The following is a 13,660-nucleotide window of genomic DNA, read 5'->3' as shown; positions in this document are numbered from 1 at the left end:
CGCATGAAGATGATAGATTTATTGGTAAAAAATGGCCGCTTTATCACCTTAATCATTGCTTTATTAATGGTCTCTGGCCTTGCATCGTTGCATCTATTGCCGCGGATGGAAGATCCCTCAATGACCAATCGTTTTGCCAGTATCATTACCCACTTTCCAGGTGCCAGTGCCGAAAGAGTGGAAACTTTAGTGACTGAGAAAATTGAACACAAAATCCAAAAACTGGCCGAGATAGAATACACCGCTTCGAGCTCTAGAGCGCAAATATCGCTTATTCAGGTCAAACTTAAAGGTGAGGTTAACGACTCTGAGCAAGTTTTTTCGAGGATCAGAGACCTACTGAACGATGTCAGCGTTGACCTCCCACCAGGCACCTCAACCCCAACTCTCGATGATGAGCGCTCGTTTGCCTACACCCAACTCATTGCTCTTAATTGGCAAGGAAGCAGCCCCCCCAACATGATCACCTTAGCTCGATACGCCAAGGAGCTACAGGCTCAACTTCGACTGGTGCCAAATACGGATATTGTTGAGATATACGGTCAAAATAACGAAGAAGTGTTAGTTCAGGTCGATCAAGATAAAGCCGCAATGGCCTCCATTTCATTGCAACAAATTAGCCAAGCGATACGCCAAGCCGATGCCAAAGTACCTGCCGGTAAGTTAGTCAATGAGCATAACCAAATGCAAATCGAGATCCGTGGCGCCCTCGACTCACTAGAACGTATACGAGCCATTCCGGTTTACGCATCGCCCTCTAGCACCTTAACCGTTGGTGATCTAGCTACGGTAAGTAAGCAATTACAATCCCCTCTTAGCGAAATGGCCATAGTCAATGGCCAACCGGCGCTAGTTGTCGCCACTCGAATGGTCCAGGAGTATCGAGTCGATATATGGTCAAACAAGGTGGCGCAACAACTTGCTTTATTCCAACAACAATTACCTAATAGCATCGCCGTCGACGTCTTGTTTAATCAAAATCACTACACCGAAAACCGACTGGCGGATCTGGTTAATAATGTCATTATGGGCTTTACCCTAATCGCTTTGGTGTTATTTTTTACCTTAGGTGTGCGCTCTGCATTGATTGTGGTGCTTTCCTTGCCATTAACCGTGATGTTCACCTTAACAGTAATGAATTATTACGGCTTACCCATTCACCAAATGTCGGTAACCGGTTTGGTGGTAGCCCTTGGTATTATGGTCGATAATGCCATTGTGATGGCCGATACCATAAAGCAAAATAAGCAACAAGGAATTCGCGGCATTGACGCTCTTAGTCGGGCAATACGCCACCTCTGGATGCCTTTATTAGGTTCGACATTAACCACCATATTAGCGTTTATGCCCATCGTTTTAATGCCTGGCGATGCTGGTGAGTTTGTTGGCGGTATCGCTTTAAGCGTCATTTTTGCCCTTATTGGTTCGTATGTAATTTCTCATACCGTGGTAGCAGGATTGTCTGGTCGATTTATCAAGGTCAGCCCAGAACACTGCCGTTGGTATCATCATGGTTTGGCCTTTAATCGGTTCGAAAAGGGGTTTAACCAGAGTTTGAACTTTACTTTTGCCAACCCTAAAATCACCATTTTATTGGTGCTCATTTTACCCTGTACGGGTTTTTGGGTCGCGCAACAGCTTGATGAACAATTTTTCCCTTCATCTGATCGTGACATGTTTCAAATTGAAGTCTACATGCCAGCACAAACCAGTCTTTTTGCGACCCGGTCGATGACCGAAAAAATCAGCAAAAAGCTACAACAACACCCCGAAATAAAAAGCAGTCAATGGTTTATCGGTCGCAGTGCACCTTCATTTTATTACAACCTGATCAGTAATAAAGACGGTATGCCAAACTATGCTCAAGCGATGATCACCACCACCGACTTCGACGCAGCCAATCAATTAATTCCGTTATTACAAAAACAATTCGATGACTTATTTCCCCAAGCTCAAATTATGGTGCGTAAATTAGAACAAGGACCACCATTTAACGCACCGATAGAAATTCGACTCTATGGCCCAAACTTAGATCAGTTACAACGCTTAGGTAATGAAGTAAGGCGGATGTTAGTGAGTACAGAAGATGTGACTCATACCCGTGCAACCTTGAGCTCTGGCATGCCCAAAATTTGGCTCTCGGTAGATGAAGATACTATGGCTTCGTTAAATTTAAATTTATCCGATATCGCCAAACAGCTTGAGACAGGGCTTGATGGAAGCAGCCAAGGTTCGATTATTGAAGCCACGGAATCGATTAATGTGCGCGTAAAAGGCGCTAAAGAATTGGCTTTATCACTTGCCCACCTTGATAACTTTCCAGTTATCTCTGCTCAGCAACAAGACTTTATTCCTTTATCGGCAGTAAGTCAGGTTCATATCAGTCCTACCCTTGGTGCCATCCCACATCGCAATGGCAAACGGGTCAATGTGATAGAAGGTTATCTGCGTGCCGATATTTTACCTTCTGTGGTATTAAATAGGCTCAATCAAAAACTGACCCAATCTGGTTTTGCTTTGCCTATGGGCTATAGCCTTGAAATTGGTGGTGAGGCCGATGCACGCGATAAAGCGGTAGGGAAATTACTCAGCAGTGTCGGGGTGATTTTCACCTTACTTATTGCGGTCGTGGTTATGTCGTTTAATTCTTTTCGGATCTCTTTGATTATTTTTACCTCAGCCTTGATGTCAACCGGCCTCGGCTTGCTTAGTGTATTTGTCTTTAATTATCCTTTTGGTTTTACCGTCATTATCGCGCTTTTAGGCCTAATGGGGTTAGCCATAAACTCTGCGATTGTCATTTTGGCCGAGTTAAAAACCAGTGCGCAAGCGGTCAAAGGCAATATAGACGCGATTCGAACAGCCGTATTAAGTTGTACACGCCACATTAGCTCCACCACCATTACCACGGCGTTTGGCTTTTTGCCGTTGATTTTATCCGGTGGGGGTTTTTGGCCACCTTTTGCGATTGCGGTCGCTGGCGGGACAGTTTTAACCACATTGTTATCTTTTTATTTGGTACCAGCAAGTTTCTACTTGTTTGCCAAACATCGCCCCTTTAGCGCCAAAATAGAGCAACACGATGTACTCTGATTTTGTTATCCTAGCAAATTCTCAAGTGCATCGCGTTCACCGCAGATAATCGCATGATGCCCATGTCAACGTTTGCCAATATTCTCATTAGGTAAAAATTAGTCCTAAACTAAGGTGGTATAGCGACTGAAAAAATAGCTTGTTTGCAAAATTGAGCGACATTAAAAACCATCTAATGCGATATCAATGCCGCATCCCCTCTCACCTCTGGTTATATTTAAACCGATTTGTTGAGTCTTTAAGCAAACAGAAAAAAAGTCACTTTTTTTGCAAAAAAATAGTTGACGAGTGCAGGTCAGATTTGCATAATACGCCGCACTTGCTTAGGGCAACTAAGCAAAGCATGGTATGGCTACGTAGCTCAGCTGGTTAGAGCACATCACTCATAATGATGGGGTCCCCTGTTCAAATCAGGGCGTAGCCACCATATCGCGGGAGTGGCGGAATTGGTAGACGCGCTGGATTTAGGTTCCAGTATCCTAGGATGTGAGAGTTCAAGTCTCTCCTCCCGCACCATAACATTGTTGGAGTATAGCCAAGCGGTAAGGCAGCGGGTTTTGATCCCGTCATTCCAAGGTTCAAATCCTTGTACTCCAGCCAATTTCTTTATTATAATGAGATTGGTTGCAATGTTGGAAGTTTAAAGTTGGAGTATAGCCAAGCGGTAAGGCAGCGGGTTTTGATCCCGTCATTCCAAGGTTCAAATCCTTGTACTCCAGCCACTTCTTCCAAATTAAATTCAATTTAGTTTAATGTAATTGAATATTGAAAAGCCTAATGGCTTTTTTTTTGCCTTTATTTAAGGCAGTAAACTACCTGCGGGAGTGGCGGAATTGGTAGACGCGCTGGATTTAGGTTCCAGTATCCTAGGATGTGAGAGTTCAAGTCTCTCCTCCCGCACCATGTTTATCCTATTACCTTCTTCAATCTATATCCTATAATCTTTCACTTTCTCAGTTTTATTTTACTTCATTTTTATTGGTTAAAATGAGCGCTTAGCAGCATTTACCCAGTTGTTTTAATTTCGCTAATTTAAGCCGAGCCGATGATTTAGCACCGAATATTGTGTGCACATTTAAATAACTATCACCTCGAACGAAACCTAATACGTCGATTTTTATCAGGCTTTTGAATATTGGCCGATGTTTTGAAAACGCGCCGCCCCCTAGATTAATCATATTTTTTTATTGGCTTTAATATCCGCCTGTCTTTATTCGCTTTTTCATATAGCCACCTTGGTTTTACATTTTGACGACAATTTTTTTGCGACTAAAGCAAAAAAAATGCTTGCGCTTTATTTTCTCATCACTATAATGCCCACTCGGTTTGCGGGAGTGGCGGAATTGGTAGACGCGCTGGATTTAGGTTCCAGTATCCTAGGATGTGAGAGTTCAAGTCTCTCCTCCCGCACCATTTGCTGGAGTATAGCCAAGCGGTAAGGCAGCGGGTTTTGATCCCGTCATTCCAAGGTTCAAATCCTTGTACTCCAGCCACTTTCAAAATTCATTTTAAATCCTTTTTAAAGTCCATTTTGAAGTAAAAGTCGAAAGGCTTTTTTGTCTTATCCTAATAAGATATTGGCTACGTAGCTCAGCTGGTTAGAGCACATCACTCATAATGATGGGGTCCCCTGTTCAAATCAGGGCGTAGCCACCATGCTTTGCATGAACTACCTGCGGGAGTGGCGGAATTGGTAGACGCGCTGGATTTAGGTTCCAGTATCCTAGGATGTGAGAGTTCAAGTCTCTCCTCCCGCACCATTAGTTTATTCGCAGACTAAACAAAAGAAAAAACTCCGAAACAAATGTCTAACGTTTGGTTCGGAGTTTTTTTCGTTTAAGGCGCTTTTTTTGCCCCGTTAATGGCGATCAACACCACACGCGTAAGCTAGCGCCTTTCTTTTTAACAGTCCACTTCGATGAGCGACAAATAAACCAAGATTTCGCACCAATTTCAGTGGGCCAAAATCGCGACTAAAGCCAGCATAAAGTGCATCCATCGCACTCATCATCAGTAAATTATCTTTTCGTCGGCGACGTTCATAGGTATCAAGTACTTGTGGCGAGTCAAATGCAACACCTTCACTTATCGCCTCATTAATGCAATCAATAAATTCTTTAACATCTTTAAAACCAAGGTTAACCCCTTGGCCGGCCAAGGGGTTAATGGTATGCGCACTATCGCCCAATAAAACAACCCGCCCTTTGGTATATTGATTAGCATGTCGTCGAGTCAACGAAAACGGAGCTTTGTTAAGTACTTCAATGGGTCCAAGTTTTTCTGGAAAACAGGCCATGATCTCATCTGCTAAGCGAGTATTTGATAGGCTCGATAAGTATTTTATGTGCTCGCGTTGATGATACCAAACTAACGAGCCATGATGTCCTGGCATAGGTAAAAATGCGACCGGCCCCGTTGGCCTAAACTGTTGCCAGGTGATATCTTGTTGCGCGGACTCGGTTTTAACATTTATCAGCATCGCGCTTTGTTGATAATCCCAGCCGGTGATACCAATATTGGCTAATTGTCTTACTTTTGAATTAGCACCATCTGCGCCAATCAGCAATTTAGCCGTAATTTTTCGCTCGGCTAGAATCGCTGTAATGCTGTGTGCATCTTGCTCGATGCTTTGCAACATAGCTGGGCACACAAGTTCGACATTGTCTCTATTTTCTAATTGCTGCCAGGCCGATAATTGCAGCAATCGATTTTCAACAATATGGCCTAAGTAAGGCTGATCTATTTCATCACTGCTAAATTGGGCATAAGCGAATTCATCTTCCCACACCCCCAGATGTTTGTATTCACAACTGCGCCACTGTTTTATTTGTGGCCATATTTGGTATTGCTGTAATAAGGCGATAGATCCTAAAGAGATGGCAGAAACTCTTAAGTCAAAAGGTTGTTCTTGGGAAAATGGCTCGGCAGGCTTTGCTTCAACCAAAACCACTTTTAAGCCTAAATCGGCTAATGCGATGGCCGTTGTTGCACCAACCATACCACCACCAATAATTAAACAATCAACTGAACTCACAAATATTCCACATTTTTTATATTTACCACAATAGTAACAATTATTGTCTTAAAAGCAGTAGCGATTATTTCTTTGTCGTAAAAAAACTAGTCCGTCTTGGTTTTTTATCGCGTTATAAAAACCACCAACCTAAGTAAAAAACCCATTATTTTCAGTACCATAAAAGATAAACCCAAGCTCTGAGGCAAATGGTCTGTTTTTCACGACAAACGACAGTTTCAACAATGAATGTAACAAAAGCTAACTAAACCTTACTTTTGTAATACTTGCTTACATCCTCGCTGCAACCATTTTTTAATTAACGCTATCTTATTTAACAAGTCGCTCACAAAGTTAGCCGTATTGTGAAAATCATTCACTATTAGAAAACTCAGGAAGTCACTATGAAAACCTTATTAGCCACCGCAGCCAGTGTATTACTTTTTGCATCAACGAGCGCATTAGCCAGTAACGAGATGATGGATCGCTATACCGTTACTTATGTTGATTCCGTTGATCTTGTTAACAAGCAAACCCATTTAGCGATAGAAAATATAAACTATCAACTTGCCCTTGATATTCGCGAACAAGCCCAACAAGGCATCGATTATATTGGTGCACGACTACACCTGCATCAAACCGTTGCTTTAAAACAAGACGCCATCCCACATGTGATGCAACCAGAAACGGCTCAATAAACGCAAACCCATCTACCCTTTGGGAAATATCGCTAATATTCGTGATATTTCCCTTTTTTATTTCCTTAGAAATTATTTTTTGACATCAGTGATTAACCATTTAATTACAAATTAAAACGCTGGCAACAGTAGCGCCAGTGCTCAAGAAAGAGTAAAATACGCGTCCTTTTTATCTAATTTATTCGTTAATTTAGGTAGAAACTGTTTATAAACGCATTTAATTGGGCGACGTGATAATGAGCAAAAAGCTTTATATTAAAACTTGGGGCTGTCAAATGAACGAGTATGACTCGCAGAAAATGGCAGATTTATTGGATTCTACGCACGGCTTTATTGAGGTTAAAGAACCTGAGGAAGCAGATGTGTTGTTACTCAATACCTGCTCTATTCGTGAAAAAGCTCAAGAGAAAGTATTCCATCAGCTAGGCCGTTGGAAAACGATGAAAAACACCAAACCAGATTTGATCATCGGGGTTGGTGGCTGTGTGGCATCACAAGAAGGTGATGCTATTCGTCAGCGCGCACCATTTGTTGACATCGTATTCGGCCCTCAAACATTGCACCGTTTGCCGGAAATGATTAATCAGGTTAGCAGTGAGCATAATTCAGTGGTTGATGTGAGTTTTCCTGAAATTGAAAAATTTGACCGTTTGCCTGAGCCAAAAGCTGAAGGCCCAACGGCATTCGTTTCGATTATGGAAGGATGCAGTAAATATTGTACCTTCTGTGTTGTGCCTTATACTCGTGGTGAGGAAGTGAGTCGTCCGCTTGATGACGTGCTATACGAAATTGCACAATTAGCAGAACAAGGCGTACGCGAAGTAAACTTATTAGGCCAAAACGTCAATGCCTACCGCGGTGCAACGCACGATGGTGACATTTGTCGTTTCTCTGATTTATTGCGCATGGTAGCGACCATTGATGGTATTGACCGTATTCGTTATACCACATCGCATCCTGTTGAGTTTACGCAAGATATTATTGATGCCTATAATGATGTGCCTGAATTAGTTGACCACTTACACTTACCCGTACAAAGTGGTTCTGATCGCATCTTAACTATGATGAAACGAAACCATACGGCAATTGAGTACAAATCAAAGATTCGTGCATTGAAAAAAGTGCGTCCAAATTTATGTATGTCATCTGACTTTATTGTTGGTTACCCGGGTGAAACCGATCAAGACTTTGAAGATACTATGAACCTGATCAGAGCCATTGATTTTGATATCAGTTTCAGCTTTATCTACAGTGCTCGACCTGGTACCCCAGCTGCCGATGCAATTGATGACGTGTCGGATGAAACCAAGAAACAACGCTTGCAAATCTTACAAGACCGAATCAATACTCAGGCCTTGACCATTGCTCGTCGTATGTTAGGTACCGAACAGCGTATTTTAGTTGAAGGCCCATCAAAGAAAGATCCGATGGAATTACGCGGTCGTACTGAAAACAACCGTATTGTTAACTTCCAAGCACCACATACGGTTATTGGTAAGTTTGTTGACGTAAAGATTACCGATGTATTTAGTAATTCATTACGTGGTGAATTGGTTCGCACAGAAGACGAAATGGGCTTGCGTATTGCGCACTCGCCTGCCGATATTTTGGCAAACCAGCATCATCAAAAAAGTGGTAAGCAAACCGATGACCTTGGGGTTGGCACCTACACGCCATAACCCATGGATGAAAGCGCGTATGATGATTAACCAGGCTTCGGCCTGGTTAATGCGTTTTATCATCCAAAGTGATAAAATGAAGCCACTAATCAGCGTATATGCTGTAAAGATATTTACAAGGACCGAACATTTTGACCCAATCTAAAAACAGCCACCAGGTAACTCTGGAGCCACTTGATAACAACCGCCTGGCCAGTTTATGCGGCCCTTTAGATGACAACTTACGAAAAATAGAAAGTCGCTTAGGTGTCGAGATCAGTTACCGAGGCAATGTTTTTAAAGTTTTGGGCAATGAACCTCATTGTATTGCCGCTTCGCAAGTTTTAACCAACTTGTACGTCGAAACCGCTCCGGTTAAAGGTAAAATTGGTCAAGTAAGTCCAGAGCACATACATCTGGCCATTATCGACGCAAAAGTGCTCGATCAGTCTAGCGATGTCGATAAAGAATATGAGAAAATGGTCACCATTAAGACCAAACGAGGCATTATTAAACCTCGAAACGATAACCAAGCATCGTATGTACAGCAGGTCTTAAGTAACGACATTACCTTTGGCGTCGGTGTTGCGGGTACTGGTAAAACCTATTTAGCGGTTGCTTGTGCTGTAGATGCATTAGAACGACAAGAAGTTCGACGTATTTTATTAACTCGTCCAGCCGTTGAAGCGGGCGAAAAACTGGGCTTTTTACCGGGAGACTTATCACAAAAAGTTGACCCGTACTTACGTCCTCTATACGATGCATTATTTGAAATGCTGGGCTTTGAAAAAGTCGAAAAGCTTATTGAACGTAATGTTATCGAAGTTGCGCCACTTGCTTATATGCGTGGTCGAACTTTAAACGATGCCTTTATTATCTTAGATGAGAGTCAAAACACCACCGTGGAACAAATGAAAATGTTCCTAACTCGAATTGGTTTTAACTCAAAAGCTGTGATCACCGGCGACATCACTCAAGTTGATTTACCAAAAGGACAGCGCTCTGGCTTACGCCATGCGATTGAAGTATTACAAGACATTAAAGGCATAAGCTTTAATTTCTTTCAGGCCAAAGATGTTGTGCGCCATCAGGTGGTTGCTCGCATCGTTGAAGCGTATGAACGCTATGACAACAATCACAGCTAAGAAAATATTATGATAGATAACACATTTAATATTTATGTTGATATTCAACGTGCATCTGAGCACCCAAAGTTACCAAGTGACCAACAAATTCAGACATGGGTAGACTTGGTGTTAGGTAAATATGCACGAGATTTTGAATTAACCGTACGCTTAGTTGATCGTGAAGAATCACAGCAATTAAACCATCAATATCGACATAAAGATAAACCAACGAATGTGTTATCTTTTCCATTTGAAGTGCCAGAAGGCATTGAAATGGAATTGTTAGGCGACCTTGTTATTTGTGCCGAGGTCGTTGAAACAGAAGCAAAAAATCAAAATAAGCCCTTAAATAACCATTGGGCGCATATGATCGTACACGGATGCTTGCATTTGTTAGGTTATGATCATATAAGAGATGATGAAGCGGTAGAAATGGAAGCCATTGAAGTGGCTTTACTTGAACAAATAGGGATCCCAGATCCTTATCAAGACTCTACCAATGATTAACTAACGTAAGGTAACCAAAAAGCTCTATGAGCGATGACAATTCCCAATCTAGCATCGGTTCTTCTAGGTCAATTTTAGACAAAATTGCGCAAGTATTTGCCGGAGAACCGAAAAACAAAGAAGAACTGGTTGAAGTATTAAACGATGCTGAAGACCGTGATTTAATAAAATCCTCAACGAAATTAATGCTTGAAGGTGTGCTGGAAGTATCTGATATGCGTGTACGCGATATCATGATCCCACGCTCACATATGGTCACGATTGATGTGGACCAAACTGTTGAGGAGTTTTTACCAATCGTATTGGAATCTGCCCACTCTCGTTTTCCTGTGATCAATGACAGTATTGATGACATTGAGGGGGTATTATTAGCAAAAGATTTGCTGGCACATGGCTTTAACAAAAGCAGCAAAGATTTCAATTTAAGAGATATTCTTCGCCCTGCGATTATTGTCCCTGAGAGCAAAAAGGTGGAACCTTTATTAAAAGAGTTTCGCCAACAGCGTTACCACATGGCCGTCGTCGTTGATGAATACGGTGGTGTGTCTGGCTTGGTTACCATTGAAGACATTCTAGAATTGATTGTTGGTGAAATCGAAGATGAGCATGACGATATGCTCGAGCGCGAAATTCGCCCATTATGTTCTAACGTATACCAAGTAAAAGCGTTAACCAACATCGAAGACTTTGAACAGTATTTTAACTGTGCGTTTGACGATAACGCTGCTGATACCATCGGCGGTATGCTGGTGCACAAATTTGGTCATGTACCACAACGCGGTGAAAGCATTCGGGTTAATGATTTTGACTTTAAAGTGGTATTATCTGACCGACGTCGAATTCAGCAACTGCAAGTTACCGTCCCTAAAGAACATGAGGTTAATGGTAAATTAGCCACTGAAAGATAAAAATAATGCAAGAAAGCGCAATGCAAACCACTAAGCCTAGCAACAAAGCTCATGCTGTTATAGCCCTTTTATTTCGCTATCTGCCAAGTTTTGTTGCTGGTGGCTTAATGGTTTTCGCGTTTGCACCATTTTCGATTTGGCCACTGACCTTACTGTGTGTATCCTTTTGGCTAACTCAACTTCGCAACCAACCCCCTAAGCACGTTTTTTACCAAGGCTTAGTTTTTGGTTTTGGCTGGTTTAGTGTTGGCATTAGTTGGGTTCACGTTAGTATTGCCCAATTTGGCGGCATGCCATTAATCATCTCGTTATTATTAATGGCGTTGCTTTGTCTTTATTTAGCGCTATATCCCGCATTGGCGGCTTGGTGTAGTGCGAAATTTACAAGGCAACAGCAAATAAACCTCTATTATTTACCCTTTTTCTGGTTGTTAGCAGAGTACTGTCGTGCCCATTTTTTAACGGGATTTCCTTGGCTATCCCTAGGTTACAGCCAAATTGACTCCCCCCTATCAGCTCTTGCCCCTATTGTGGGTGAAACCGGCATTACCTTTTGTTTGATGCTGCTTTGTGTCAGCTCTGTCAACATCCTCTATCGTCGCCATATATTGGCCAATACGCTGGTGATCGCAACCATTGCATTGTCAGTCTTGGTTGCAGGCGCACAAACCTTTACCCATGATAGACAGCAAACAGTAAGTGTCGCTTTGGTGCAAGGTAATATCAAACAAGAACTTCGCTGGGATGAAGAGCAAGAACAACGTATTATCGATTTGTATGTCGAGATGACAACCGACTTGTACACTGATCACCAGTTAATTATTTGGCCGGAGGCGGCGATTCCAAGGCTGGAACCTCTCGCTCAAGATACCTTGATGATGTTGGATCAAAAAGCGGTAGATAACAACAGTAGCTTAATTACTGGGGTGATTAATTTTGATATTCATTCAAAGAGCTTTTTTAATCGGTTATTAGTGCTTGGTAAAAAGCACCCTGACGATATTAGCGGCGATTATTATTATCGCAATGCTAATCATTATGACAAACACCATTTGCTGCCCATTGGTGAGTTTGTACCGTTTGAAGATCTGCTCAGACCCATTGCACCATTATTTAATTTACCGATGTCGTCGTTCAGTCGAGGCGATTTTAGTCAAACCAATATTATGGCCAATGGCTTACATATTGCGCCCCTGATTTGCTTTGAAATAGCGTTCCCAAAACAATTGGCGGCTAACATAAACGAACAAACAGATGTGTTATTAACCGTGAGTAATGACGCATGGTTTGGTGATTCACACGGGCCTCATCAACATTTAGAAATAGCCCGCATGCGCGCCCTTGAGTTTGGCTTGCCAATGTTAAGAGCGACCAACAATGGCTTAACCGCACTTATTGACCACAAAGGTGAGATTAGCGCCGACATCGCTCAGTTTGAACAAGCAATTTTATCGAATAACATATCTTTAGTAACGAGCCATACCCCTTATCGTCACTACGCCAATTACTTGTACAAAGTCATCTTGGCCCTGTTCTTATTCGGCTTGTTCAGCAAATTTATCTACTTTAAGTACCGCGCGAACGCCAATGTATAAAGCCAGCCTAAAGCCGCGTTTAAGCGCCTTAATAAAGCCAAATAGCGCTGAGTCGCAAACTTATAATACGGTAAACTTAATCGGTAACAGCAAGTAACTCTGTTCGTTGATTAATTTTATTCGGTTAAATCTAAACCTTCTATCGGCTTCAATATGCTCATTAGCCAACAAGCCAAAACGATTGGTTTCGTACTGACAGCTTTCGAGGCTTAATATCGTTTCTGGCTCGCTCATTAATTGTTGTAAATGTGACAAATAGGCTTCTGGGCTGGCAACATCTTCAGGGCTTAGAGGACACGCCACCCCTTTCGCACTAGCCAGTATTGGCGCCAACTGTAACTTTAATTGCTCGATAATTTGCTGATGACAATACGCTTTTAACTGTTGCGCTAAAGCATCTTCATTTCGAACCAAACCAACCAAGCTTATACCACTAATGACTAGCTGCTGTTGCTGAACATTATTCACCACATTATCGCCGATAAGTGTCGGTGCTAATACCTGCTTTTGAGTCACTCTCGCTTTTAATAAGCCATAAATATCGCCATGATGGTCTCTGTTTTGCAACTGCCATTGGGTCAACGTTTTATCACTATCAAGAATACGACTAAGCTCATGAAAGCGATAAAACATCGATTGCAATAAATCCGACTTGTTAAACTCAGTTTTTGATAAGCTCAACGGCGCTTCAAATGCTTTTATCATCTCATCAACATATTGAATTTGACTTTGACTACAACGCCGAAGTTTTTCTTTATAACCACTGATCATACGAACCTTCGCATCGGTACCATCAACGACAGACTCTATTGTTTGCTGTAAACGCTGTTTATTTTTTTTCTGCCATTTTTTGTCGTCAGATTTTGTCGCCAGCGCTGAGGTAAAATATTGCCATTGTTCACTAAAAAACTCTCGCAAGCCAATGCTCGCGTGGGTTCGACGATTTGTCATAAACTCTCCATATAGACACCAAAATTAAAGTGTATCTTTCGTCATTAGGCGACAAGACCGATAATTATCCGCGCAAATGTTAAAAATATATTAATTAAATTACAACCTTT

9 protein-coding genes and 9 tRNA genes are annotated in these 13,660 nt (G+C 41.9%); 16 read left to right on the top strand and 2 right to left on the bottom strand.

Annotation, left to right across the window (positions count from 1 at the left end; all coding sequences use genetic code 11):
* Window positions 1-9: 9 nt before the first annotated feature.
* The 10 genes from ACAY00_RS03340 (at window position 10) to ACAY00_RS03295 (ending at window position 4,853) form a co-directional block, all read left to right on the top strand.
* A complete protein-coding gene (locus tag ACAY00_RS03340; RefSeq protein ID WP_371379524.1) occupies window positions 10-3,093 on the top strand; it encodes an efflux RND transporter permease subunit in 3,084 nt (1,027 codons plus the stop codon).
* 350 nt (window positions 3,094-3,443) lie between these two features.
* A tRNA-Met gene (locus ACAY00_RS03335) sits at window positions 3,444-3,520 on the top strand.
* Window positions 3,521-3,524: 4 nt separating this feature from the next.
* Window positions 3,525-3,609, top strand: a tRNA-Leu gene (locus ACAY00_RS03330).
* A gap of 9 nt (window positions 3,610-3,618) precedes the next feature.
* Window positions 3,619-3,693: transfer RNA gene (locus ACAY00_RS03325), tRNA-Gln, on the top strand.
* Window positions 3,694-3,740: 47 nt separating this feature from the next.
* Window positions 3,741-3,815, top strand: a tRNA-Gln gene (locus ACAY00_RS03320).
* 96 nt (window positions 3,816-3,911) lie between these two features.
* Window positions 3,912-3,996: transfer RNA gene (locus ACAY00_RS03315), tRNA-Leu, on the top strand.
* A gap of 425 nt (window positions 3,997-4,421) precedes the next feature.
* Window positions 4,422-4,506: transfer RNA gene (locus ACAY00_RS03310), tRNA-Leu, on the top strand.
* Window positions 4,507-4,511: 5 nt separating this feature from the next.
* Window positions 4,512-4,586, top strand: a tRNA-Gln gene (locus ACAY00_RS03305).
* Between the two features lie 86 nt (window positions 4,587-4,672).
* A tRNA-Met gene (locus ACAY00_RS03300) sits at window positions 4,673-4,749 on the top strand.
* A 19-nt stretch (window positions 4,750-4,768) separates the two neighbouring features.
* Window positions 4,769-4,853, top strand: a tRNA-Leu gene (locus tag ACAY00_RS03295).
* Between the two features lie 98 nt (window positions 4,854-4,951).
* Here ACAY00_RS03295 and ACAY00_RS03290 read toward each other — a convergent pair.
* Window positions 4,952-6,127, bottom strand: a complete 1,176-nt coding sequence (locus ACAY00_RS03290) for an FAD-dependent oxidoreductase (protein WP_371377206.1) — start codon at window positions 6,125-6,127, stop codon at window positions 4,952-4,954.
* Window positions 6,128-6,510: 383 nt separating this feature from the next.
* On the opposite strand from ACAY00_RS03290, the gene ACAY00_RS03285 reads away from it, so the two are divergent.
* The 6 genes from ACAY00_RS03285 to lnt all read left to right on the top strand — a co-directional run bounded on the left by ACAY00_RS03285 (window position 6,511) and on the right by lnt (window position 12,599).
* Window positions 6,511-6,804 (top strand): hypothetical protein, encoded by a 294-nt coding sequence (locus tag ACAY00_RS03285; protein ID WP_371377202.1) that lies wholly within the window; start codon window positions 6,511-6,513, stop codon window positions 6,802-6,804.
* A gap of 236 nt (window positions 6,805-7,040) precedes the next feature.
* Window positions 7,041-8,483, top strand: a complete 1,443-nt coding sequence (miaB, locus tag ACAY00_RS03280; RefSeq protein WP_371377199.1) for a tRNA (N6-isopentenyl adenosine(37)-C2)-methylthiotransferase MiaB — start codon at window positions 7,041-7,043, stop codon at window positions 8,481-8,483.
* A 131-nt stretch (window positions 8,484-8,614) separates the two neighbouring features.
* Complete coding sequence (locus ACAY00_RS03275) at window positions 8,615-9,607, top strand: PhoH family protein (RefSeq protein ID WP_371377196.1); 993 nt, start codon at window positions 8,615-8,617, stop codon at window positions 9,605-9,607.
* Between the two features lie 9 nt (window positions 9,608-9,616).
* A complete protein-coding gene (ybeY, locus tag ACAY00_RS03270; RefSeq protein WP_371377193.1) occupies window positions 9,617-10,096 on the top strand; it encodes an rRNA maturation RNase YbeY in 480 nt (159 codons plus the stop codon).
* A gap of 26 nt (window positions 10,097-10,122) precedes the next feature.
* Window positions 10,123-11,004, top strand: a complete 882-nt coding sequence (locus ACAY00_RS03265) for an HlyC/CorC family transporter (protein WP_371377190.1) — start codon at window positions 10,123-10,125, stop codon at window positions 11,002-11,004.
* Between the two features lie 5 nt (window positions 11,005-11,009).
* The gene (lnt, locus tag ACAY00_RS03260; protein WP_371377188.1) at window positions 11,010-12,599 is read left to right on the top strand and encodes an apolipoprotein N-acyltransferase; all 1,590 of its coding nucleotides are present in this window, start codon (window positions 11,010-11,012) and stop codon (window positions 12,597-12,599) included.
* Window positions 12,600-12,659: 60 nt separating this feature from the next.
* Here the strand turns inward: lnt and ACAY00_RS03255 are convergent, their stop codons facing one another.
* Window positions 12,660-13,550: a hypothetical protein gene (locus ACAY00_RS03255; protein ID WP_371377185.1), complete on the bottom strand. Its 891-nt coding sequence runs from the start codon at window positions 13,548-13,550 to the stop codon at window positions 12,660-12,662.
* Window positions 13,551-13,660: the final 110 nt, after the last annotated feature.

Source organism: Thalassotalea sp. 273M-4 (assembly GCF_041410465.1).
GTDB lineage: Bacteria > Pseudomonadota > Gammaproteobacteria > Enterobacterales > Alteromonadaceae > Thalassotalea_A > Thalassotalea_A aquiviva.
This window is presented reverse-complemented; position numbering and strand designations above follow the sequence as displayed.